At 64.6% G+C, this 23,793-nt stretch carries 18 protein-coding genes and 1 tRNA gene; 13 read left to right on the top strand and 6 right to left on the bottom strand.

The genetic code is table 11. The features are described from left to right. Positions 1–36: 36 nt before the first annotated feature. The 3 genes from Q5H89_RS09200 to Q5H89_RS09190 all read left to right on the top strand — a co-directional run bounded on the left by Q5H89_RS09200 (position 37) and on the right by Q5H89_RS09190 (position 4,856). Positions 37–107, top strand: a tRNA-Cys gene (locus Q5H89_RS09200). A 138-nt stretch (positions 108–245) separates the two neighbouring features. Then, positions 246–2,888, top strand: coding sequence for a cyanophycin synthetase (gene cphA / locus Q5H89_RS09195; RefSeq protein WP_305019008.1), 2,643 nt, complete (start codon positions 246–248; stop codon positions 2,886–2,888). A 153-nt stretch (positions 2,889–3,041) separates the two neighbouring features. Continuing rightward, on the top strand, positions 3,042–4,856 hold the full coding sequence (locus Q5H89_RS09190) for a DUF885 domain-containing protein (RefSeq protein ID WP_305019007.1): 1,815 nt from the start codon (positions 3,042–3,044) through the stop codon (positions 4,854–4,856). Positions 4,857–4,999: 143 nt separating this feature from the next. Here Q5H89_RS09190 and Q5H89_RS09185 read toward each other — a convergent pair whose 3' ends face one another. Beyond that, positions 5,000–5,941: an SMP-30/gluconolactonase/LRE family protein gene (locus Q5H89_RS09185; RefSeq protein ID WP_305019006.1), complete on the bottom strand. Its 942-nt coding sequence runs from the start codon at positions 5,939–5,941 to the stop codon at positions 5,000–5,002. A 156-nt stretch (positions 5,942–6,097) separates the two neighbouring features. On the opposite strand from Q5H89_RS09185, the gene Q5H89_RS09180 reads away from it, so the two are divergent. The 4 genes from Q5H89_RS09180 (at position 6,098) to Q5H89_RS09165 (ending at position 9,501) form a co-directional block, all read left to right on the top strand. Beyond that, on the top strand, positions 6,098–6,505 hold the full coding sequence (locus Q5H89_RS09180; protein ID WP_305019005.1) for a DoxX family protein: 408 nt from the start codon (positions 6,098–6,100) through the stop codon (positions 6,503–6,505). 84 nt (positions 6,506–6,589) lie between these two features. Next, the gene (locus tag Q5H89_RS09175) at positions 6,590–7,960 is read left to right on the top strand and encodes a POT family MFS transporter (protein WP_305019004.1); all 1,371 of its coding nucleotides are present in this window, start codon (positions 6,590–6,592) and stop codon (positions 7,958–7,960) included. Positions 7,961–8,005: 45 nt separating this feature from the next. Next, on the top strand, positions 8,006–8,770 hold the full coding sequence (locus tag Q5H89_RS09170) for a creatininase family protein (RefSeq protein WP_305019003.1): 765 nt from the start codon (positions 8,006–8,008) through the stop codon (positions 8,768–8,770). A gap of 101 nt (positions 8,771–8,871) precedes the next feature. Further along, the gene (locus tag Q5H89_RS09165) at positions 8,872–9,501 is read left to right on the top strand and encodes a flavin reductase family protein (RefSeq protein ID WP_305019002.1); all 630 of its coding nucleotides are present in this window, start codon (positions 8,872–8,874) and stop codon (positions 9,499–9,501) included. A gap of 92 nt (positions 9,502–9,593) precedes the next feature. On the opposite strand, the gene Q5H89_RS09160 is transcribed toward Q5H89_RS09165, so the two are convergent. Beyond that, on the bottom strand, positions 9,594–9,995 hold the full coding sequence (locus Q5H89_RS09160) for a hypothetical protein (RefSeq protein ID WP_305019001.1): 402 nt from the start codon (positions 9,993–9,995) through the stop codon (positions 9,594–9,596). Between the two features lie 180 nt (positions 9,996–10,175). On the opposite strand from Q5H89_RS09160, the gene Q5H89_RS09155 reads away from it, so the two are divergent. From Q5H89_RS09155 to Q5H89_RS09145, 3 genes are all read left to right on the top strand, one after another. Then, complete coding sequence (locus tag Q5H89_RS09155) at positions 10,176–11,291, top strand: esterase/lipase family protein (RefSeq protein WP_305019000.1); 1,116 nt, start codon at positions 10,176–10,178, stop codon at positions 11,289–11,291. 109 nt (positions 11,292–11,400) lie between these two features. Next, positions 11,401–12,351: a T9SS type A sorting domain-containing protein gene (locus Q5H89_RS09150; protein ID WP_305018999.1), complete on the top strand. Its 951-nt coding sequence runs from the start codon at positions 11,401–11,403 to the stop codon at positions 12,349–12,351. A 115-nt stretch (positions 12,352–12,466) separates the two neighbouring features. Beyond that, the gene (locus Q5H89_RS09145; RefSeq protein WP_305018998.1) at positions 12,467–14,134 is read left to right on the top strand and encodes an MFS transporter; all 1,668 of its coding nucleotides are present in this window, start codon (positions 12,467–12,469) and stop codon (positions 14,132–14,134) included. A 6-nt stretch (positions 14,135–14,140) separates the two neighbouring features. Here the strand turns inward: Q5H89_RS09145 and Q5H89_RS09140 are convergent, their stop codons facing one another. Next, entirely contained in the window at positions 14,141–15,955 is a 1,815-nt protein-coding gene (locus tag Q5H89_RS09140) for an SBBP repeat-containing protein (protein WP_305018997.1), read from the bottom strand. Between the two features lie 288 nt (positions 15,956–16,243). Here Q5H89_RS09140 and Q5H89_RS09135 point away from each other — a divergent pair, with 288 nt between their 5' ends. After that, positions 16,244–16,498, top strand: coding sequence for a hypothetical protein (locus Q5H89_RS09135; RefSeq protein ID WP_305018996.1), 255 nt, complete (start codon positions 16,244–16,246; stop codon positions 16,496–16,498). Positions 16,499–16,651: 153 nt separating this feature from the next. Here the strand turns inward: Q5H89_RS09135 and Q5H89_RS09130 are convergent, their stop codons facing one another. Continuing rightward, positions 16,652–17,926 carry a M48 family metallopeptidase gene (locus Q5H89_RS09130; protein WP_305018995.1) on the bottom strand — a complete coding sequence of 425 codons (1,275 nt, stop codon included), beginning with the start codon at positions 17,924–17,926 and terminating at the stop codon, positions 16,652–16,654. A gap of 152 nt (positions 17,927–18,078) precedes the next feature. Further along, positions 18,079–19,371 carry a TPM domain-containing protein gene (locus Q5H89_RS09125; RefSeq protein WP_305018994.1) on the bottom strand — a complete coding sequence of 431 codons (1,293 nt, stop codon included), beginning with the start codon at positions 19,369–19,371 and terminating at the stop codon, positions 18,079–18,081. 350 nt (positions 19,372–19,721) lie between these two features. Between Q5H89_RS09125 and Q5H89_RS09120 the strand changes: the two genes are divergently transcribed. Further along, positions 19,722–20,783, top strand: a complete 1,062-nt coding sequence (locus Q5H89_RS09120; RefSeq protein WP_369810649.1) for a fatty acid desaturase family protein — start codon at positions 19,722–19,724, stop codon at positions 20,781–20,783. Positions 20,784–20,923: 140 nt separating this feature from the next. Here Q5H89_RS09120 and Q5H89_RS09115 read toward each other — a convergent pair whose 3' ends face one another. Next, entirely contained in the window at positions 20,924–22,366 is a 1,443-nt protein-coding gene (locus tag Q5H89_RS09115) for an amidohydrolase family protein (protein WP_305018992.1), read from the bottom strand. 97 nt (positions 22,367–22,463) lie between these two features. Here Q5H89_RS09115 and Q5H89_RS09110 point away from each other — a divergent pair, with 97 nt between their 5' ends. Then, entirely contained in the window at positions 22,464–23,792 is a 1,329-nt protein-coding gene (locus Q5H89_RS09110; RefSeq protein WP_305018991.1) for a DUF2254 domain-containing protein, read from the top strand. Position 23,793 lies beyond the last annotated feature (1 nt).

Genomic DNA, 23,793 nt, shown 5'->3' with positions numbered 1-23,793 from the left:
AATCGCCGCCGCTCCGTACCTTTGCCCGCCCAAGCCGGTAACGTGACCGAGCGGCTAGGTAGAGGTCTGCAAAACCTCCTACGGCGGTTCGAATCCGCCCGTTACCTCAAAAGCCCCCATTGCTTCTCCTGAAGCGGTGGGGGCTTTTTCGTGCCTTACCTGCCCAACGCGGGCCTATTAAGCGGCGTACTGCCTACCTTGCCGTACTGCTGGCCGGGCCGGCCCTTTATCCTTGTTTTGGCTATATGAAGATTATTGACCTCCGCACCATGCGCGGGCCGAGCTACTGGTCGGTGAAGCACTACCGCCTGATTGTATGCAAAGTTGATTTACAGGAGTTTGCCGGCGAGTGGAGCAACACCCTCGACGGGTTTGCCGAGCGCCTCACGGCCCTGCTGCCCGGCATTGGCCAGCCCCACGAGCCGGGCCGCCATTCGAGCAAGCAGCTCGCCAAGCACCCGCCCCTCACGCAGGAGCAGCTGGCCGACGGCGAGCCGCTAGGGCACGTCATTCAGCACGTGGCGCTGGAGCTGCAGCGCCAGGCCGGCATGCCCGTTTTCTGGGGCAAAAGCTACCCCGCCCGCGAGGAAGGTGTTGAATACGTGGTGTTTGCCTACCAGGAAGAGCGCGCCGGCCGCTACGCCGCCGAGGCCGCCGTGGACTTGGTAGAGGCGCTGTGCAAGGGCGAGAGCTTCAACCTCAAGCCCATAATCGATGAGCTGCACGACATCCGGGAGGAGGAGTTTTTCGGGCCCAGCACCTGGAGCATTGTGGCCGAGGCCGCCTCGCGCAACATCCCGTACATTCAGCTGAAAAACAGCTCGATAATTCAGCTTGGCTACGGCGTAAACCAGCGCCGCATCTGGGCCACCACCACCAACCTCACCTCGCACGCGGGCGTGGAAGTGGCCGGCAATAAGAACCGCACCAAGGCCATGCTGGCCGATGGCGGCGTGCCGGTGCCGCGCGGCACCACCGTGTATTCGGAAGATGGCCTGCGCGACGCTATTGAGGAGCTAGGCTTTCCCATCGTGACCAAGCCGCTCGACGGCAACCACGGCAAGGGCGCCACCATCCGCATCACCAATTGGGAGGACGCCGTGGAGGGCCTCAAGGCGGCCAAGGAGTACTCGCGGGCCGTGATTGTGGAGCAGTTCGTGCAGGGCGACGATTACCGCCTGCTGGTGGTGAACGGCAAGCTCATTGCCGCCGCAAAGCGTACGCCCGCCGCCGTGAAAGGCGATGGCCAGCATACTATCCAACAGCTAATTGACGAAGTTAATACCGACCCGCGCCGGGGCGTGGGCCACGAGAAAGTACTTACCTCCATCAAGGCCGACCAGCACACACTGGACATTCTGAAGGGCCGCGACCTGACGCTGGACTCGGTGCTGCCAGTTGGCGAAACGCTGTACCTCAAGAGCACCGCCAACATCAGCACCGGCGGCACGGCCACCGACGTAACCGACCTCATTCATCCCTACAACCTGCTGCTGGCCGAGCGCGTGGCGGGCATCGTGGGCCTCGACATCTGCGGCATCGACCTGCTAACCAGCGACATTGCCATTCCGCTGAATGAAACGCGCGGCGCGGTGATTGAGGTAAACGCGGCGCCGGGCTTCCGCATGCACATTGCCCCCACCGACGGCCTGCCGCGCAACGTGGCGGCGCCGGTGATTGACATGCTATTTCCGGCCGGCTCCACGGCGCGGATTCCGATTATCGCCGTCACGGGCACCAATGGCAAGACGACCACCACGCGCCTCATCGCGCATTTGGTGAGCAGCATTGGCTATAAGGTCGGCTTTACGACTACGGATGGCATTTATATCCAAGGCGTTCAGCTACAGAAAGGCGACTGCACCGGCGGCCAAAGCGCCGAGTTTGTGCTGCGCGACCCTACGGTGAACTACGCGGTGCTGGAAACGGCGCGGGGCGGTATGCTGCGCTCGGGCCTGGGCTTTCATACCTGCGACATTGCGGTGGTGACCAACGTGGCGGCCGACCACCTGGGTATGCGCGACATCCATACCGTGGAGGAAATGGCGGCCGTGAAGGGCGTGCTGCCCCGCACGGTGCAAAAGTCGGGCTGGGCCGTGCTCAACGCCGACGACGACCTGGTGTACGAGATGGGTCGCAACCTCGACTGCAAGGTGGCCTATTTCTCAATGAATGAGCAGAATCCGCGCATTCAGGAGCACGTGGAGGCCGGCGGCGTGGCGGCCGTGTACGAGGAAGGCTACCTTACGATTTACAAAAACTCGTACAAGCTGCGCATCGACCGGGCGGCCGAGTTTCCGGTTACGTTTGGCGGGCGGGCCACGTTCAACATCGAAAACTCGCTGGCCGCCGCCCTGGCCGGCTACCTGGCGGGCTTCGACAAGGACACGATTAAGACGGCGTTCCGCACCTTCGTGCCCTCGGCCACCAAAACGCCGGGCCGCATGAACGTGTACAAATTCCCGCGCTTCGAGGTGATTGTGGACTATGCGCACAACACGGCGGGCATCGGCAAATTTGCCGACTTCATGAACGCCACGCCGGCCACCCGCAAAATAGGCGTGGTGAGTGGCCTGGGCGACCGCCGCGACGAGGATACGCTAGGCTTCTCGCGCATTGCAGGGCGCATTTTTGATGAGGTAGTGCTGCGGCAGGACCGTGATTTGCGCGGCAAGTCGGCCGAGTTTCTGCAAGAGATAATGACGCGCGGCCTGCGCCTGGATAAGCCCGAGCTGCCCGTGACCTACATCGAGCACGAGATGGATGCCATCGACCACGTGCTGGCCACGGCGCCCGACGGCGCGGTGGTGGTGCTGCTGACGGAAAACATCAGTGGCACGCTCAAAAAGCTCGATGAGTATGAGGCCAGCCTGAAAAACGCATTATAAAGCAGGCACCAAAAACGGTTGTCATGCTGACGAAGGAAGCATCTTGCCAGGGGCGCGTAACCCCGTCTGTCGAGATGCCTCTTTCGTCAGCATGACAACCGTTTTTCAACTTAACTTACCTTTAGTAAACCACTACCCCACCCTTTTTTTCTGATGAAATACTTTGCGCACGCGGCCCTAGCGGCGGCGGCTCTGTGGCTGGCGGGCTGCCAGTCGGGCACTACTTCCGACAAAGCCGGCGCCGAAACTACCGCTAGCCCCGGCGGCGACAAGGACCTTAACACCTTGTTTGACAGCTACTGGGGGAAAAACTCGCAGCTGTTTCCGCTCGATGCCACGGCCTACGGCGATAACCGCTACAACGACCAGCTGCCGAATAACCAGACCCGCGCCTTCCGCGACACGCTGCGCAATTTCTACCAGGGCTACCTCACGCGGCTCCAGAAATTTGACCGCAATAAGCTGGATACCAACGATAAGCTGAGCTACGACATCTTCGCTTATACCATGAACCAGGGGCTAGCCGAAGCGAAGCTCAACACCTGGATGCTGCCGGCCAACCAGTTTTATGGCCTGCCCATTACGCTGGGGCAGTACGGCTCGGGGCAGGGCATTCAGCCTTTTAAAACGGTACAGGACTACGACAACTGGCTGGGCCGGGTGCACGGCTTCACGGCCTGGACCGACTCGGCCATCGCTAACTTCCGCACCGGCATGAAAGCGGGCGTGGTGCTGCCGCGCGCCCTGGTGGTGCGCATGATTCCGCAGCTGTCGGCCAAGGATATTGTGGTGACGGACCCCACTAAGAGCCTGTACTACGGGCCGATAGCAAATTTCCCGAAGAGCTTTTCGGAGGCTGACAAAACCCGCCTGACGGCCGCTTATAAGCAGGCTATTCTTACCGAACTGGTGCCCGCGTATAAAAAGCTGGGCACTTTTATGCAGACGGAGTACCTGCCCAAGGCGCGCGCCACGAGCGGCATCGACGCGGTGCCGGGCGGCAAGGACATCTACGCCTACGACGTGAAATACATGACCACCACCGACAAAACGCCGGCCGAAATCTACCGGATTGGCTTGTCGGAAGTGGCCCGTATTCGGGCGCAGATGGAGCAGATTAAGACCGAGGTCGGCTTCAAGGGCGACCTGAAGGCATTTTTTGAGTACCTGAATACCGACCCCAAGTTCCGGCCCTTCAAAACGCCGCAGCAGGTGCTAGCCGCGTTTGAGGACATTCACCAGCGGATAATGCCCAACCTGAAAACGATGTTCGGACGCACGCCCAAAACGCCGTTTGAGATTCGCGAAACTGAGAAATTCCGCGAAGCCTCGGCCTCGGCCGAGTACAACCAGGGCTCGCCGGATGGCTCGCGGCCGGGCATTTTCTACGTGCCCATTCCCGACGCCACCAAATTCGCCACCACCTCGGGTATGGAGTCGCTGTTTTTGCACGAAGCCATCCCGGGCCACCACTACCAGATTTCGCTCACCCAGGAAAATACCAGCCTGCCTAAGTTCCGTCGCTTCGGCTTCCAGAACGCCTACGTGGAAGGCTGGGCCCTGTATTGCGAAAGCCTGGGTCCCGAGCTAGGCCTCTATAAAGACCCCTACCAGCGCATGGGCGCCATGGGCGACGAGATGCTGCGCGCCGTGCGCCTGGTGGTAGACACCGGCCTTCACTCGCGCCAGATGACCCGCGAGCAGGCCATTGCCTACCTGCTGGCTAACCTGAGCACCACGCCCGACGAAGCCACTTCGGCCATTGAGCGCTACATGGCCATTCCGGGCCAGGCGCTGGGGTATAAAATCGGGCAGCTCAAAATCCGGGAGCTGCGAGCCAAGTACGAAAAGCAGCTCGGTAGCAAGTTCAGGCTCAGCGACTTCCACGATGAGCTGCTGAAGGATGGCTCGATGCCACTGGCCGTGCTGGAACAGAAAATGGACGCCTGGGCGGCTGGGGTTAAATAAGACCCTAGCCACATACCAACCAGACGGCGGTCGTCAGGCAGAGCGCAGCGAAGCATCTCGCTCGAATCATTAGGGTTAGTAATCCAACGATTCGAGCGAGATGCTTCGCTGCGCTCTGCCTGACGACCGTTTTGGCAGTTCCCCTAGCGGATGCCGCGCACCCGCATGGGCACCGTAAACACCGCCTCCGAAGCGGTGATAAACAGCGTTTTCATGTCTTTGCCGCCAAAGCAGAGGTTGGCCGTCCAGGCGGCGGGCACGTCGAGGTGCGCCAGGCGCTGGCCGGCGGGGCTGTAGATGGTGACGCCCCGGCCGGTGAGGTACACGTTGCCTTGCTCGTCGAGGGTCATGCCGTCGGAGCCCTGCTCCACAAACAGCTGCTTATCAAGCAGCTCGCCCTTGGGCCCGAGGCGGTAGCGGAAGGTTTTATTGGCCCCGATGTCGGCCACGTACAGCAGCTTGCCATCGGGCGAGCCGATGAGGCCATTGGGCTTTTTGAGGGTGGTTTCGACGGCCACCGGCTGCCCGGCGCCGGGCGCCAGGTAGTACACGTACTCGGCAATGGGCGCCGGGCGCGTGGCGGGCCAGTAGTCGCGCTTGTAGTAGGGGTCGGTGAAAAACAGACCACCCAGCGGGCTGGCCCACACGTCGTTGGGGCCGTTGAGCTGCTGGCCGTTCACCTTGTCAATCAGCACGTTCGTCTTGCCGCCAGGGGCTATGGACCACAGCTGACCCTGGGCATCGGCGCAGGCCAGCAGGTTGCCTTTTTTGTCGAAATACAGCCCGTTGGCCCGCCCGCTCGGGCTCAGAAATACGCTAAGCTTGCCCTGGGTGTCATACTTCCAGATTTTGTCGTTGGGCTGGTCGGTGAAGAAAATATTGCCCCGCTTATCCACGGCCGGCCCTTCGGTGAAGGCAAATTGCCGGGCCACGAGTTGCGGCACCGGCGCGCCGGCAAACAGCGCCTGCCCGGCTGCTGAAAGCGGCGCAGCGGCCTCGGCAGCCGGAAGAGTTTGGGCCCGGGCGCTGGTAGCCAGCAAGGTGGCCAGCGCGCCAGCGGCAGCAACTAAAGCAAGGTTTTTCATGGATGGGTGGGGAAGAAAGCGCGGGCGCCGCGCCGGGCTTGGCTAGCCTGGTAGACGCAAGTTGGTGGCTCACCGTTGGCCAGGCTGCCTGGCTACGCGGTAGCCAATGGCAGTCAGACTCGGCCGGCGCTCTGGTTTTGCCGTTAAAGCTGGCTTATGAAACTCAATAATTTTGAGCTGGCCTTTGTGCTGGGCCGCCTGCTGCTCGGCCTCAACTTTCTGATGCACGGCCTGGTGCGCATTCCGAAGCTACCCGTATTTCGGGCGGGCATTATGAAGGAGTTTGCCACCGCGCCGCTGCCGCCCGCCCTCGTGAGCGCCTATGCCACGGCGCTGCCTTTTGTAGAAGGCAGCATTGGGCTGCTGCTGGTGCTAGGGCTGTTTACCCGGCCGGCGCTGGTGGCGGCCATGCTGGTAGTAATGAGCCTGGTGTTTGGCAGCAGCCTGCTCGAAAAATGGAGCCTGGTGGGCGACCAACTGCTGTACGGGCTGTATATCATCACGCTGGTGCTGCATTTGCAGCGCAACCGCCTGTGCCTCGACCCGCTGGCCGCGGCGGCGTAGGACACGCATAAGGGCGGCGGCTGCTACCTTGGCGGCTCGCGAGCGGCCGGGCAGCCCGGCCAGTGCCGCGCCCCAGCCAGCCCCATGCCTTTTTCCAGCCCTGCCGCGCGCTTTCCGCGCGCCGTTCCGTTTATTATTGGCAACGAGGTGGCCGAGCGCTTCAGCTACTACGGGATGCGGGCCATTTTACCCACGTTCCTGGTGGCGCAGTTTTTCAACCCCGGCCACAGCGCGGCGCTTACGGCGGGGGCCGAGGCTAGGGCCAATGACTTTGTGCATTCCTTCGCGGCGCTGGGCTACGCGCTGCCCGTGGTGGGCGCGCTGCTGGCCGACTGGGTGCTGGGCAAATACCGCGTTATCCTCTACTTATCGCTGTTTTACTGCCTGGGGCACGCCCTGCTGGCCCTGTATACCACCGACCTGGCGGGCTTTCGGGCAGGGCTGCTGGTGATTGCCATCGGCATGGGCGGCATCAAATCGAGCGTAACGGCCAACCTCGGCGACCAGTTCGACCAGACCAATGCCCACCTGCTGCCCAAGGCCTACGGGTGGTTTCAGCTGGCCATCGATGCCGGGGCGGCCGTGTCCACGGCGCTCATTGCCGAGCTGTATGCCTACGCGGGCGCGGCCTGGGCCTTCGGCGTGCCGGGCTTGCTGATGGGCACGGCGGCGCTCACCTTCTGGCTAGGGCGGCGGCACTACGTGCGGGTGCCGCCCACGGGCCTGCTGGCCGGCCTGCGCCAGGCGCTGGGCCCCGGCGAGAGCCGCGCCGCGCTGCGCCGGGTGGGCGCCATTTTCCTGTTTATTCCGGTGCTGTGGGCGCTCTACAACCAGAGCGAGTCGGAGTGGGTGCTGCAGGCAGCCCACCTCGACCGCCACCTGTGGCCCGGCGGCTACGCGCCGCTGCCCGAGCAGCTGCAAATACTTGGTATTGTGTTCGGCATCGGGCTCAACCCGCTGCTTACCTACCGCATTTATCCGGCGCTGGCGCGGCGCGGCATCCGGGCCACGCCGCGGCGGCGCATGGGCGTGGGCATGGTGCTGGTGGCGCTGGCCATGTGCATTATTGCCGGGGTGCAGCAGCGGCTCGATGCGGGGGCCAGCCCCTCGGTGTGGTGGCAGGTGCTGGCCTACTTTGTGGTGGCCGGCGGCACGCTGCTGGTGGCCGTGACGGGCCTCGAATATGCCTACACCCACGCGCCCCCGGCCCTTAAGAGCCTTACTACTTCGCTGTGGCTGCTCACCATTGCGGGGGGCAATTATTTTTTGGCCATCATGAACGCCAGCATTGCGCGGGGCGGCTTTTTTGCCCGGTTTCAGGGGGCTGGCTACTACTGGTTTTTTGTGGGACTGATGGCGGTAAATTTCGTTTTATTTGCCCTGGTGGCGGCGCGGCTGCCGCAAAAAACGTATGTGGCAGCAGTGCCCTCGCCGCCAGAGCCCCTGGCCGAGTAAGGCCCTGGTCCTACCCGTTACTCCTTAGCCGCCACCCTCAATCGCATGTCCGCCCGTCCTTACATTCTGGCCGAAACCACCTGGCAGGCCGTGAAAGACGCCGCCTTCGAAGTCGTTATCCTGCCTTGGGGCGCCACCGAGGCCCACAATTACCACCTGCCCTACGGCACCGACAACTACCAGTGCGACTACGTGGCCGCCGAGGCCGCCCGGCTCGCCTGGGCGCAGGGCGCCAAGGTGGTGGTGCTGCCCACCATCCCGTTTGGGGTGAATACCGGGCAGCTCGACATTACCCTCGATATGAACCTGAACCCCAGCACGCAGCTAGCCATCCTGCGCGATGTGGTGCAGGTGCTGGCCCGCCAGGGCATCCCGAAGCTGGTGGTGCTGAACGGCCACGGCGGCAACGACTTCCGGCAGATGCTGCGCGAGCTGCAAGCCGAGTTTCCGCAGGTGTTTCTCAGCACCGCCACCCTGTTTCGCATCGTCGACCGCAGCAAGTTTTTTGAGGCGCCCGGCGACCACGCCGATGAGATGGAAACGAGTATGATGCTGCACCTGGCCCCCGGGCTGGTGCGCCCGCTGGCTGAGGCCGGCGCGGGGGCCAGCAAACAGTTCCGCATCCGGGCGCTGCGCAGCTGGGCCTGGGCCCAGCGCGAGTGGAGCCAGGTGAGCGCCGACACGGGCGTGGGCAACCCGGCTGCCGCCACGGCCGCCAAGGGCGCCGCCTTCCTGGCCGCTGTAACGCAGGAGCTGAGCCAGTTTCTGGTAGAGCTGGCGGCGGCCGACCAGCACGATTTGTATGAATAAGCCGGTAGTGCCGGCCCGGGCCGGCACCGCCTTAGCGCCAGAGCACGTTCAAAAAGTACCCTGGCAGCTATCACTAGCCCCTATCTCCCCTGTTTTATTCCATGCGCCACATTACTGCCGCCGATATTACGGCTTTTGAAAAAGTATACCGCCTCAATTTTGTGAATGGCCTGCCGGGCTTCAAGCCAGCCAACCTGGTGGGCACGGCTGCGCCCGATGGGCGCACCAACCTCGCTATTTTCAGCTCGGTGCTGCACCTGGGCTCCGACCCGGCCGTGCTGGGCATGGTAACGCGCCCCACCACCGTGCCGCGCCATACCTATCAGAACATCAAGGACAACGGCGGCGCCTACACCCTCAACCACGTGCCCCTGGGCCTGGTGGCGCAGGCCCACTATACCTCGGCCAATTTTGAGGACGTGTCGGAGTTCGAAGCCTGCGGCTTCACGGCCGATTTTCGCGATGGCTTCCCGGCGCCCTACGTGGCCGAGAGCCCGCTCAGCATCGGGCTGCGCCTGCGCGAAGAGCACCCCATTTTCAACGGCACCGTGCTGCTGGTGGGCACCGTCGAGCACGTGTACCTGCGCGAAGAGGCCCTGCGCCCCGACGGCACCCTCGACCTGGTAGCCCTGGCCGAAGCGGCCATTTCGGGCCTCGATGGCTACCACGAAGTGCGGCCGCCGGTGCGCTTTGGCTACGCCCGGCCGGGGCAGTTTCCGCAGCCGCTGTAGGCTAGCCCGCACTACGCCAAAAAGGCCCGCTGCAAGTGCTTGCAGCGGGCCTTTTTTACTTTTTATAAGTGCCTGTGGCTAGCCGGCCGGGCCTACATGCTGCCTTTTTTGGCGCTGGCGTCGTTGCTGTTGCCGCTGCCGTTGGTGCTGCCGGTGGCTTTGGGCTGCGCCTGGTCGGTGGGGGCCATCTTGCCGCTGGCGCTCTGGGGCGAGGTGGCGCTGTTGCCGCCCGGCGCCGAGTCGAGCTTATTCTGCGCGCTGCCGTTCTTAATGTCGGTGGCCGAGCCCTTGCCAATGGGCTTGGTCACGGTCTGCTTGTAGTTGATGCTGTCGCGGTTTACATCGGCATTGGTGTAGCCGGGCGGGTTGCTGAAGCCCTCGCGGGACTGCGGGTTGTCGCCGGGGCTGAGCGAAGTATAGTCGCAGGCGGTGAGCAAGGTAGCGGAGCTGCCCAGCAGCAACAGGGCCAGGGCGGGGCGGAAAGAGAAGTTCATGCGGAAAGCGGGGGAGTTTACTAGTACAAAGATGCGGCCCGGCCGCCAATACTCTTTGGACGTACCAACCAGATTTTGGTTGCCCACGTTGGAGCACTAGGCCCACCGGGACGAGCCGGGCGCACGAGCCGGGTGCGCGCTGCTGTTTGCTCCCTGCTGCTTCTTACTTGCCCTAGCCCCATGCTGCGTCGCACGCTTTCTACCCTGGCCCGCACGGCGCTGCTGCCCGTGCGCGGGGCCACCCTGCTGTACCAGGCGGGGCGGGCCCACCAGCATTTTTTTCAGCCGGTGCTCAACGGCGTGCTCGGCGACCAGCTGGCCGTGCGCCACGACCCGCGCACCATTGCCCTGAGCTTTCGGCGCGGCGGCCAGGATGTGCCGGTGGCCGAGCTGCGCCTGAGCGAGCAGCAGCAGAAAACCGTCGTCTTTCTGCACGGGCTCATGGGCGACGAGCTTATCTGGCAAACCGGCTTTCAGGACGACCCCGCCGGGCCCCCGCGCTACGGCCCGCGCCTGGCCGCCGAGGCCGGCTGCCGCTGCCTGTACGTGCGCTACAACTCGGGCCTGCACATTTCTGAGAATGGCCGCGCCCTCAGCCAGCTGCTCACCGCGCTGGTAGAGGCCCACCCGGCGGCCATCGGCGAGCTGGTGCTGGTGGGCCACAGCATGGGCGGGCTGCTCATTCGCTCGGCGGGCTACTACGCCGCGCTTACCGCCGGTGAAAGCGCAGCGATGAAAGGCGAAAAGAGGCCTGCCAAAAAGAATTTGTCTTCTACTTCCTCGCTGCCAGCCCCACAGGCGCCCTGGCTGGCCCACCTGCGCGCGGTATTTCTGCTAGGGGTGCCCCACGAGGGCTCGTATCTGGAGCAGAATGGCCTGCTGGTTGAGCGCCTGCTGCGGCGCATCAACTTGTTTCCCACGCGCTTTCTGAGCAATGCCATCGCCCGGCGCTCCAACGGCATCAAGGACCTGGGCCAGGCCTTGCTGGTGGATGAGGACTGGCAGCAGCCCGACGACCCGGCCCTGCCCCGGCCGCGCACCGTGGTGCCGCTGCTGCCCGGCGTGCGCTACCACGTGCTGGTGGGCGACTGGCTGCGCGCCAGCCGCCCCCAGGCCCTGCGCGACTATTTTGGCGATGGCCTGGTGGGCGCGGCCAGCGGCCGGGGCCAGCTCTTCAGCGATGAAACGGAGCTGCCGCCCGGCACTTCGGTGCGCACCGCCAGGTTTGGGCAGCAGCACCACGGCGGCCTGCTCTACCACGCCGAGGTGTATCAATACTTGCGCCAGTGGGTGTAGGCAGCATGAAGCTGCTCAAGGAGTTAAACATTATTGGCGGGCGCCGGTGCTATCTTGTAAGTGTCCGGCCCGGGTGGGCCGGCGCGTTTCCTTTTCCACTGTCTAGCTTATGAAAAAGATTGTGTACGCTGCCGGCTTTTTGCTGCTGGGGCTGGCTAGCCACCAGGCCGCCGCGCAGGCCATTCCGAATGGCACCTTCGAAACCTGGGCCACGCGCAGCACCGCCGAGGCTCCGGCTAATTGGCTGACGCAGGACGATGTGCTGGCCGCCGACTACCCAGGCTACACCTTCAACACCGGCACCGTTACCAAATCGACCGATGCCCACGGCGGCACCTATGCCGCGCAGCTCAGCAACATTGCCTTTGGCAGCGGCACCACGGCTACCGTGCTCGAGGGCTTGCTGGTGCTGGGCCAGAAGCTGGGCGGCCAGGCTTCGTATGGTGGCTATCCTATTGGCGGTATTCCGTATGCGGCGCGGCCCACGCAGTGGCAGTTTTATTACAAGCTGACCGGCCCGGCTTCGGATGCGGCGGAGGCCACGCTTTTGCTGACCAAGAAAGACCCGGCGGGCGGGCTGCCGCTTATTTTGGGTGGCGGCACGCTGTCGCTGCCGCCCACCACAGGGGGCTATCAGCAGGTGCTGGTTACCATTCCGTACACTTCCACCGCCACGCCCGACTCGGTGCGGATGCAGTTTAGCTCGGGCACGGCGGCTACGATTGCCGCCGGCTCAGTGCTGCTCATCGACGACGTTTCGCTGCTAGGGGCCCCCATGCTGGCCACGCGGGCCGATGCCGGCACCCAGGCCCAGCTGGCCGTGAGCCCCAATCCCAGCCCGGCGGGGCGCTTCCGGCTGAGTGCGCCCGGCCAGCCCGCGCTGGCTTCGGCGCCCTATACCGTGCTCGACCTTACCGGGCGCGTAGTGGCTTGCCAGCCCGCACTGACCCCGGCTAGCCCCACCCGCGACCTTGACCTGAGCAACCTGCAAACCGGCCTCTACGTGCTGCGCCTCGACTCGCCGCAGGGCGTGCTCACGCGCCAGCTGGTGGTGAAGTAGCCCAGCATCCTGGTGCGGGTAGGTTATTTTTTTGTCAGTGAAAAATAACCTACCCGCGCTGCCTCAACCCTAGCCCGGCCAAAAAGCGTAGGGGTAGCAGGCTTATTTTCCCTCCATGACCCCGACGCCCTCCTTGCCAGCGGCCGAGCCCCGGCCCGGCCTGCGCACGCCGTTTACCTACAGCCTGTTTCGGGCCATCTGGATTGCCTCGCTCGTGAGCAACGTGGGCACCTGGATGCAAAACGTGGCCGGCGTGTGGCTCGTGACTACCCTCACCACCTCGGCCCTGCTTGTAGCCCTGATGCAAACGGCCACCAGCCTGCCGGCCTTCTTGCTGAGTATGCCCGCCGGGGCCATCGGCGACCTTATTGACCGGCGCCGGCTGCTGCTGTTTACGCAGGGCTTTATGGCGGTGGTGGCGCTGGGGCTGGGGGCCTTTGCGCTGTCGGGCGCCATTCGGGCCATCGACGTGCTGGGCTTCACGTTTTTGCTAGGCATGGGCTCGGCCCTGAATAGTCCCATCTGGCAAACGGTGACGACCGAGCTGGTGCCCCGGCCGGTACTGCCGTTTGCCATCACGCTCAATGGGGTGAGCAACAACATTGCCCGGGCCATCGGGCCGGCGCTGGGCGGGCTCATCATTGCCTACTACCGGCCGGGCTGGGTGTTTGTGCTCAATGGGTTATCCTTCATCGGCACCTGGCTGGTGGTGTATAACTGGAAGCGCGCGGCGAGCGCCGACAACGGCCCGGCCGAAAACTTTTCGGGGGCGCTGCGGGCCGGCGTGCGCTACGTGCAGTACTCGCCGGCCATTGTGGCGGTGCTGGTGCGGTGCTTTGCCTTTGCGTTTGGGGCCAGCGCCATGTGGGCACTGCTGAGCGTGGTGGTGGCGCGGCGGCTGCACCTGCAATCGGGCTCCTACGCCGTCATGCTATCGTGGCTGGGGGCCGGTGCGGTGTCGGGGGCGTTTCTGATTGGCCGCATCGGCCACCGGCTCAACCTCAACCGCCGGGTGCTGCTGGGCTCGCTGGTGTTTGTGGGCACCAACCTGGCGCTGGCCCTGGTGCCGGGCGAGTACTGGCTGTTTCCCATCATGTTTGTGTCGGGCACGGCCTGGCTCATCACCATGACGAGCTTTAACACGAGCGTGCAGCTGCACGTGCCCAAATGGGTGCAGGCGCGGGTGGTGAGCATGTACATGCTGGTGTTTCAGGCCGGTATGAGCCTGGGCAGCATTGTGTGGGGCGAGCTGGCCGACCGCGCCAACCTCCCGCTGGCGCTGCTGATAGCGGCGGGCTGGATGCTGGCCAGCCTGGCGCTCGCCCTGCCCTTCCCCATGCACCAGCCCGAGGGCCTCGACTTCAGCCCCGCCGAGCCCTGGAGCGACCAGCTGCCCGCCCTGGAGGAAGAAATCGACCCCGACGATGGCCCCGTGGTGGTGATGATAGACTACGACGTGGCCCCCGCCGACCACGCGGCCTTCCGGCTGGCGGCGCAGCAGCTCACGCGCCTGCGCCTGCGCGACGGGGCGCTGCGCGCCGGCGTGTTTACCGATGTGGCCCAGCCGGCGCGCATCACCGAGTTTTTTTACGTGGCCACCTGGGCTGAGCACGAGCGCCAGCACCACCGCTTCACCCGCGACGACCAGCAGGTGGAGGCCGAGGTGCGCCGCTTTCACCAGGGCGACGCGCCACCGCATGTGACGCACTTCCTGGCCTTCCCGCGCACGGCCAATGTGGAGGTGGCTGCCCCGCCGCTGGCTGTGGCCGGCAGCGCGCAGTAGCGGGGGCTAGCGCACTACCTCAAGCCAACCCGTGTAGGCCCGCGCGCTCGTGGGCTGCCATAGCCGGTAGTAGTAGGTGCCGGCCGGCAGGCCCGCCGCAGTCCAGTCCTGCTCGTAGGCCAACGACTGATAGACCTCCCGCCCCCAGCGATTGTAGATGATGATGGCCCATTCCTTGTTGGCGAGGCCTGCTATTTTAAGCCGGTCATTGTGCCCATCGCCATTAGGGGTAATGATGTTAGGCACCGATAGCTCGACTGGCGCGGGCGCCGGGGCAGGCGTGGGGGTCGGCGTCGGCGTGGGTGTAGGAGTCGGGGCGGGCGTGGGTGTAGGAGTTGGTGTGGGCGTGGGTGTCGGGGTTGGCGTCGGTGTGGGAGTTGGTATTGGCGTCGGTGTGGGCGTGGGCGTAGGTGTTGGCGGCGCCGTGCAGGAAAAGCTATCCGGGGTGGAAGGCGTAGACAAATCGCCGAGGCGGGCGACAAAAATCTGCCCGTTATTACTTGAAAAAAGGGTAGAAACGAAACTCGCCGTTTCGGCAAAGGTGCCGGCCAGGTAGATATCCTGGCCAGGCGTTACTTCCAGGCTGGGGTAGTAAGCGCTGCCGCAGGTGCCCTCGCGCTGGGCGGCCAGCACCTTGCCCCTGGCGTCGTACTTGACGGCAAATACGTTTTTGTGGCCGCTCGTGGGTTGTAGCTGGGTGCTGGGGCTCCAGGTAGTGGGCGCCGAGCTGAATACGCCCGCCACGTAGGCATTGCCGGCCGGGTCGAAGGCCACGCTGGTGCCGTAATCAGTGTTGTTGCCGCCTATCTGGCTAGCCCACAATATATTGCCATCGGCATCGTGCTTTACCAGGTAGCCATCGGCCGCGCCCACCTGAAATACGGATGCCCCGAACGTGGCCGTGCTACCTTGCAGCATGCCGGTAATGAGGCTGTTGCCCTGCGCATCGACGGCAATGTCGGCCACCGACGAAGACCCGCCTTCGCTCCGGGCCCACGCAAAGGTGCCCGTGTTGCTGCACCGGGCGATAAACAGGTTGCCGGCGTTGACGGGGCTAGCCAGCGTAGTGCTGCCCAGCACTATCGTGCCGCTGTAGCCCCCACCCAGGTAGAGGTTGCCGGCCGCATCGAGGCCTAGCGCACTCACGCTGCACGTGCCGTTTTTGCCGCCGCTGCGCTGCGCCCACTGCGGGTCGCCCTGGCTGTTGTACTTGGCTATGAACAGGTTGCCGGCGCTTTCGCTCACTATCGGGCTGGTGCTGCCGCCCAGGTTGGCCGTGCCGCTCAACACGCCCCCTACGTACACGTTGGCGGCCGCGTCGACCGCCAGGGAATAAGCATCCAGCTGGCTGCCCCCGAGGCGGGCCCACAGCACCTGCCCCTGCGGGTCGTACTTCACAAGCACCATGGCCTGGCTGCCGGGCGATGTGAGCGTGCTGCTGCCAAAGGTGCCGCTCCCCGTGAGGCGGCCCAGTACATAGACATTGCCGGCGGCATCGGTAGCAGCCGCGAGGTACGTGGCGGGCGTGGCCTGTGCCCAGAGCACATTGCCCTGCGCATCGTATTTGGCCATAAAGCCCGTAATCGCCGTCCCCGGCTTACCCAGGGCAATGGTGCCGAAGCGGGCCTCGCCCCCGAAATAGCCAACGACATACGCGTTGCCACTACCATCCAGGGCCAGGTCTTCGACCTGCTCTACGCCGGTGCCAGCGCCCGCCTGCCGGGCCCAGCGGCTCTGCGCCAGCGTGGGGCTCAGGCGTGCTACGAACAGTAGAAATAATCCAACTTTCAGAAAAGCAGTTAAACGTGTAGAAATATCCATAGCCAGCCAGTTACTAAAAAGCCGGGTGAAGATACGGTGATATAACGCAGCGCATAACGCTCAGGAGGTTGCTTATGCTCTGCCGGCCTCCGAGAAATCTTTATTAAGCAAGCAGCCTACCACCGGAGCGGCGGCAGCACTTACTCAAAATTCTGCTATTCTGGCCACGGGCAGCAGGCATAGCTCTCGGCTTTTAGCCATCGGCCGGACATCCTGCGTATTACCAGCGCCGCAGTAGTCGTTGTAGCAACGCTACCGCAGCTATGCGCCCTATTTTTCACCACACTTATGCTTCGTCTCTTCCTGTTTTTACTGTGCGTCCTGCTTAGCGTGGCCGATGCCAGCCCCGGGCTAGCGCGCCCGCGCCCCGGCCGCCATCGCCCGCGCTACGCCTCCTACAAGCACCGGGGAGACGCCCGCAAGCGCTGGCGCCGCATGGGCATTCTGGGGCGCTGGCGCTACCACCGCCGCTACGCCAAGGCCCACCCCCGGCGCGGCGTCATCAAGGTGGGGCCGCCACGCGCTACCATGCCCAAGCGCTAGGCAGCTAGCCGGCGCCGCCCGCAATCCATCATCGCAAACGCAGGGCAGCAACCGCCTCAAAACGACTCGCCAGGGTATCGTTTTGGGGGGATTGCTGCCCTGCGTTTGCGCTGAGTGCGGGCGGCCAAGGCGGGCAACCCGCAACACGCGGGCCTAGTGGTCGGCCAGGTGCTCGGCTTTCCAGCGCATGGCCGACTGCACGCGGGTGCGGCCGCTGGGATGGTCGAAGAAGATGATTTCTTCGAGGGGCGAGGGCTCGATTTTGCGGTATTCGGAGAGCTTCATGGCGATGGCCGCGAAGCCATCGGGCTGGCGGGCGGCATTCAGGCCAAACATATCGGCTTCCTGCTCGCTGGTGCGCACAATGGTGTTGGTGAGGGGCGTGGCCAGCAGGCCAGCTACCGAAAACAGCGCCACCAGCAGCGGCAGGCTGGCCACGTCGGCTAGCCCCGCAATGCCCCACCGCGGCCCGTAGCGGGCCAGCAGGCGGCTAGCTACCCGGTCGACCAGCCAGAAGCCGATTGCCAGCAATATTACAAAGAAAACCAGCATCTTAACAATGTGATTGAGCACGTAATGGCCCAGCTCGTGGCCCATTACGGCCTGCACCTCGGCAGGCGTGCAGCGCTTGAGCAGGTTATCATTGAGCGACACCCGGATGGTGCTGCCCAGGCCGCTCACGTTAGCACTGATGCGCTTGCTTTGCTTCGAGGCGTCGAAATAATAGACGTTGTCGGCGGGCACCCCGTTGGCGCGGGCCATCGACAAAATGCCGTCGCGCACGGGCCCGGCGGGCAAGGCAGTGTACTTATTGAAAAGCGGGCTGATAAACACTGGCCCCACCGCCACCCCGATAACCAAAAACACGCTCGCAATGGCTGTGGCCCCCACCCACCAGGTAGCCCCCCCGCGCCGAATGGCCGCATACAGCCCCACAATCGTGAGGCTGCCAAACACCACCGTCAGCGCCAGGCTCGTCAGCGTTTCGCCGGCCCAGGCCCCAAACGTGAGGTTGGAGAGGCCGTAGCTGTGCTCGCGCACGTAGCCCTCGTACACCGTGAGCGGCAGGGTGAGCACGAACGACGCTAGCAGATAGAGCACCGCGTAGGCCCAGGTGCGCAGCCAGCGCCGGGGCAGCCGCTCGACCAATGCTCGCAGCCGGCGCCCCAGCCCTAGCCCCAGAAACACGCCCGCCACGGCCAGCGCGTACACCACCTCCCAGAGTTGCAGCCAGTAGCCGCCCTCAAAATAGGCATCTGACTGGGCCTTTTGGGCGGGCGTGAGCGTATCGAGGTAGTGCCGGGTGGCCGCTTCTACGTTGAAGGCGGGCGGCGCTTGGGCCGGGCTATCTGGGGCGGGCTGCGCCAGCGCTGGTGCGCCCAGCGTAACAAGCAATAAGGCCAGCAGTAGCAGTAGCTTGTTTACCATAGCAGATTAGGTTAGGAGGAAAGCGCACCACTTGGTGGCGAACCGCAAACTACTAAGTGTAAAGGGCAAACCCACTGCGCGCCGGCCCAAAAAAACAGCCGCCCGAAACCGGACGGCTGTTGTGCGCTTAAGAAGCGACTAGGCTGACTAGGCTACCACGAGCCGCTATTGTCGTCGGTGCTGTCGAAGCCGCCGCCGCCGGTGTCGCCCGAAGAGGTATCGTCATACGACGAGTTATCGGACGAGAAGTAGTCGTTCGAGTTGTCCGTGTCGTTGCCCGAGAAGTAGTCGGGGCTGTCGTTGGTGGCGTTATCGTTGCCGCCGCGCCCCGCAAAGTAGTCGCCCGCTGCGCCAGTGCCGGCCGCCCCGGCGGCGCCCACCCCGGCGCCCAGGCTCGACGTATCGGTGTTGTTGCTGAGGTGCTGGGCCGAGTCGTTATCGCCGTGCGACGACATGCGGTTGCCGATGTAGGCGCCCGCTGCTGCTGCCGCGCCGGTAGCCAGAATGCCGCCCATGCCGCTGCCCGTGCTGCCGCCCTGGTTGGGGTAGCCCCCCCCGTAGCCCGGGCCGGGGTTGCCGCCCTGGTTGGGGTAAAAGTTGGGTTGGCCGGGGTTTTGGTTCGGCCGGTTGTTGCCACCCTGGTTGGGGTAGAAGTTAGGCGAGCCACCGTTTTGGGCCGCGCTCCGGCTGCGGAACATCCGGATGACAAACCACAGAATCCCCCCGATTACGAGCGCCCCAATGAGCAGCGTACCCATGCCCGGGCCGCTAGGGGCGTCGGCGGGCACGCCCGCTACGTTATCCTGCTGCGCACCGGCGGGGTCGGCCATCTGCGACTGCATGGCCGAGGCCGTGCGGCCGGGGTTGTCGGTTAGCTCGCCGCTGGTAGCGGCGGCGGTGGCGCCGGCTGTAGAGACAGCGCCAGCCGCTTGCTTGCTGGGGGCTGAACTCGGGTTGGCCGTTACCATCAAAGTATTGAGGCCGTTGCGCAGGCCCGCAAAGTAATTGCCCTGCTTGAAGGAAGGCGTCATTTCCTGGTTGATAACGCGGCTGACCACGGCCGGCGTAATCGTGCTGGCTAGCCCCGAGCCGGGCTGAATGGTCACCTTATGCTCTTTGGCCCCAATGAGCACCACGAGGCCGTTGTTCTTGTCGCGCTGGCCCACGCCCCAGGCGGTGCCCAGCGCGCGGCCATAGTCGGCCACCGAGCGGCTGCCCAGCGTGGGCACCGTGACGACGACCACCTGGGTGCCGGTTTTTTCGGCGTAGCTGCGCAGGCCGCCTTCCAGCTTCTTGGCATCGGTGGCGCTCAGCAGGTTGCCTTGGTCGGTTACGAAGGTGAAGGGTACCGGGCGGGCGGGCAGGTCGCTGGCCGTTTGGGCAGCGGCCGTTTGGCCTAGCCCAACCCCAACAAAGAGCAGGGCCGTTATCACAAAGCGATACATAGCAGGGAGGGAAAGAGTGAAAGAAAGTATCGGCCTTGTACGGCGCGCGCGGCCTGGTGGCTGCCTGCACCACTGGCGGGGCCAGGTGCGCGCCGGCGGTGGCACAACATTCGGGCATTGCGGGCGGGCGGCGCACGTTAGCGCGGGCGGTAGCGTTGGGGGGGCGTAGGTTTGTGAAGATTACGTGGCGGCCCAAGTCCAACGGCAGGGTTGTTGCGTAGCTAGCCCCAAATCCGTTTTGGCTTGTGCAAGGTGCAGAAGCCCGCTGTAGTTGCCTACCGGCGATGCGGCCCCGCCTCCAGCGGCCCGCTTCGTTGCGCGCACTACGCTGGCTTTCATCTCCTTACATGATGCTTCCCCGCTTCGCGCCCCCGCGCTCGTTCCACGCCGAACTCAAGCGCCGCACGGCCGACTATTTCGCCACTACGGGCAAGGCCCAGACCGGCAACGGCGCCCTGCTAGGCAAGGCCCTGCTGCTGGTGGGCGCCTTTATTGCCCTGTATGTGCACCTGGTGTTCTTCACCCCGCCCACGGCCTGGGCGCTGGCCGAGTGCGTGGCGCTGGGCGGCACGCTGGCCCTCATCGGCTTCAACGTGATGCACGACGGCGCGCACGGCAGCTTCAGCCGCTATGGCTGGCTGAACAAGGTGGCCGCATTCACCCTCAACGTATTCGGGGGCAGCAGCTACATGTGGGATGCCAAGCACAACACCGTGCACCACATGTACACCAACATCGATGGCGTCGACGACGACCTCGACATCCGGCCCTGGATGCGCATGACGCCCGACCAGCCGCGCCACCGCGCCCACCGCTTTCAGCACCTGTATTTCGGCTTCTTCTACTGCCTGCTCTACATTTCCTGGGTGTTTTTCACCGACTATCAGAAGTACTTCAGCCGCAAAATCGGCAGCGTGGCCCTCAAGCCGATGAGCACCAACGACCACCTCATTTTCTGGGGTTTTAAAATTCTGAACCTCGGCCTCTACATTGCCCTGCCGGTGTACATGGTGGGCTTTGGTGCCTGGCTGGGGGGCTTTTTGCTGGCCGGCGCGGTGGCGGGCTTCACGCTCAGCATCGTGTTTCAGCTGGCCCACACCGTGGAGCAGGCGGCCTTCCCGGTGCCCCACGAAACCACCCGCAAGATGGAAGACGAGTGGGCCATTCATCAGTTGCGCACCACCGCCAACTTTGCCACCGATAGCCGCCTCATCAGCTGGCTCGTGGGCGGGCTCAATTTTCAGGTCGAACACCACCTGTTTCCGAAAATCTCGCACGTGCACTACCCCAAGCTCAGCAAGATTATCCGCGAGACCTGCGCCGAGTTCAACCTCCCCTACCAGGAATACCCCAAAATGCGCTACGCCGTAGCCTCGCACGTGGCCTTTTTGCGCCAGATGGGCCGGGCGTAGGGTGCAAAAAACGCTATTAGCACTGTCATGCTGAGCTTGCCGAAGCATCTTGGTCGCGCCATTGGATTACCATCCTAGCGACGCGACCAAGATGCTTCGGCAAGCTCAGCATGACATTTTTTTGTTGCCTACGCACTGACTTACTTGTTTTTAATCGCCGCCAGCATCTTCTCCAGGTCGGCGCGCGCGTACACTTTGCCGCGCGAAACCACGGCCGCAATTTTGCGGGTGTTGGTAATGTCGGCTAGGGGGTTTGCCGTCAGCAATAGCAGGTCAGCATCTTTCCCCTCGGCAATGGTGCCGCTGCGGCCCGCCGCCCCTAGCCAGGTGGCACCGTTGATGGTGGCCGCCCGCAGGGCCTGGGGCGGCGTGAGGCCGGCTTTTACGAGCAGCTCCAACTCGTCGTGCAGCGAGGCACCGGGGTAGGTGAAGGAGTTGAATGCCCCGCTGTCGGAACCGGCCAGCAGGGACACGCCGGCCGCCTGCATTTGCGGCACCAGGGCCATAAACCTGGCTTCGAGCTTTTGGGTGAAGGCGCGGCTGGCGGCCGACTGCTGCTTGGCGCTGGCCAGCCGCTTGGCGTAGGTGCGCTGAATTTTGGGGTCGATATAGGCGCGCAGGGTGTCTTGGGCGTGGTCGTTGTCGGCCAGCTCGGCTAGGGTCTTGCCGATGGCCAGGGTGGGCGTGGCCGACGTGTGGTGGCTGGCCATGAGCCGGAAAATGCGCTGGGCCGCCGCCGGGCTATAGGTGTCGTACACGGCCGGCAGCATCGCAAACAGGCCGAGCGGCTTGCTCGTATTCAGGCTGTTGCGTACCAGCGCCGTGAGGCTATCCTCCTTGCCGGAGCAGGCTTTGAACACGTAGTAGAGGTGCTCGGTGCCGTCGAGGCCGCGGGTCACGGCCTCGCCCAGCGTCACGGAGTAGGGCATGTGGCCGGTGGTTTTCAGGCCCCGCTTTTCGGCCTGGCTGATGGTTTCGAGGTAGGCCTCGCCCGAGATTTTGCTGTCATAAATCTTCACGTAGTCGACCCGCAGCTTTTGCAGCGAGTCGAGCGCGCGGCTTACCTCGGCGGGCGTCGTTACTTCGAGCGAGCCGGGCCAGGTGGCGCCGGGGCCATCGATTTTAGGGCCCGAGGTGAAGATGCGCGGGCCGGCCAGCGTGCCGGCGTCTTCCTCGCGGCGCCACTGGTACACGGTGGGCGTGAGGTCGCCGCCCGCGTCGCGCACCGTGGTAATGCCGTGGGCCAGGTACAGGGTGAGGCTCTTTTTGTTGGCCGCCGCCAGGCTGTCGCCGCCCCGAAAGTGCACGTGCATGTCCCAGAGGCCGGGCAGCAGGAAGCGACCGGTGCCGTCTATTTTCTGGCGCGCCTGGTAGTGGGCCTGGGCGGCGGGCCCCACCCGCTTGATTTTGCCCCCGGCCACGGCCACCGACTGGTCGGGCCGCAGGCGGCCGCTCACCACATCCACCACGTTTACGTGGTCGATAACCAGGTCGTAGGTTTCGGCCGGGGCGGCGGGGCGGTGGGCAGCGGCAGCCAGCAGCGCGGCCCCCGGCAGGGCGAGTAATAGCAGGTTTTTTTTCATGGCACAGCCCCTGATAACCGGGCTGCCTGCAAGGTAGCCGCGCCTGCGCCAACCGCCCGCCACAACCCCGGCCTTAGCCCGGCAGTATGCTCAGGCTATGAATAAACTACGCACGCTGTGGCGCGACATCAACGACAGCCTCTGGTTTGTGCCCGCCCTGATGGTGGCCGCGGCCATGGGCCTGGCCTACGGCCTGGTGAAGCTGGATATGCGCATCGACCACGGCTGGGTCAAGGACTACCCGCTGCTGTTTGGGGCCGGCGCGGCGGGGGCGCGGGGCGTGCTCACGGCTATTGCGGGGTCGATGATGACGGTGGCCTCGCTAGGCTTCTCGCTCACGCTGAGTACCTTGGGGCAGGTGTCGAGCCAGTACACGTCGCGGGTGCTGCGCAATTTTATGAGCAGCCGCGTCAACCAGCTGGTGCTGGGCTCCTTCGTGAGCATTTTCGTGTATTGCCTGCTGGTGCTGCGCACCATTCGCGACGGCGACGAGGGCGGCTTTATTCCGCCGCTGGCCGTGACGGGCGGGCTGGTTCTGGCCATTATGAGCATCGGGGTGCTGGTGTTTTTTATCCACCACATTGCCTCCATTATGCAGGCCGGGGTAATTATCGGGGGCGTGGCCGCCGAAACGGAGGCGGCCATCCGGCGCCTGTTTCCGCAGGAGCTGGGCACCGCCGCCACCGAGCCTGCCCAGCAGGCGCTCCTGGAAAAGGCCGCCGAGCTAACCTGGGTGCCCGTGCCGGCGGCCGCCACCGGCTACCTGCAAACTCTTGATGAAGAAGGACTGCTAGCCCTGGCGCGCCGCTTGGGCGGCGTGGTGCGCATGGAGCGCGGCGTGGGCAGCTTCGTGGCGCAGGGGTCGGCGCTGGCCGCAGTGGCTTCTTACCAGCCCGGCCGGGCCTTCGCGCTCACCGACGAGCTGTGCACCGAGCTGAATGCGCAGTTCAGCATCGGCCGCCAGCGCACCACCGAGCAAGACGCCGGCTTTGGCGTGCGCCAGCTCGTCGATATTGCCCTCAAGGCGCTGTCGCCGGGCATCAACGATACGTCCACGGCCGTGATGTGCATCGACTACCTGGGCGCGCTGGTGGCCAGCCTGGCGGGCCGCCGCTTTGCCGACCCGCTGCGCACCGACGACGGCGGCCCGGTGCGCGTTATCACCCGGCAGCCCTCGTTTGAGGTGCTCGTCAACACCGCCTTCGACCAGATTCTGACCGCCGGCGAGGGCGACCCGGCCGTGTACCTGCGCCTGCTCACGGCCCTGGACACGGCCGCCAGCCGCACCCGGGTGCCGGCTCGCCGGGCGGTGCTGCGCGCCCACGCCACCCGCGTGGCCGAGGCCGCTGCCCGGGCCCTGCCCGCCGCCTACGACCGCGACCAGGTGCAGGCCCGCGCCCGCGACGTGCTGCCCCGGCTGGCCTAGC

It is taken from the genome of Hymenobacter cheonanensis (assembly GCF_030581075.1).
Taxonomy (GTDB): Bacteria; Bacteroidota; Bacteroidia; order Cytophagales; family Hymenobacteraceae; genus Hymenobacter.
Note: the sequence above shows the minus strand (reverse complement) of the source record. Positions and strands in the feature narration are given on the sequence as shown.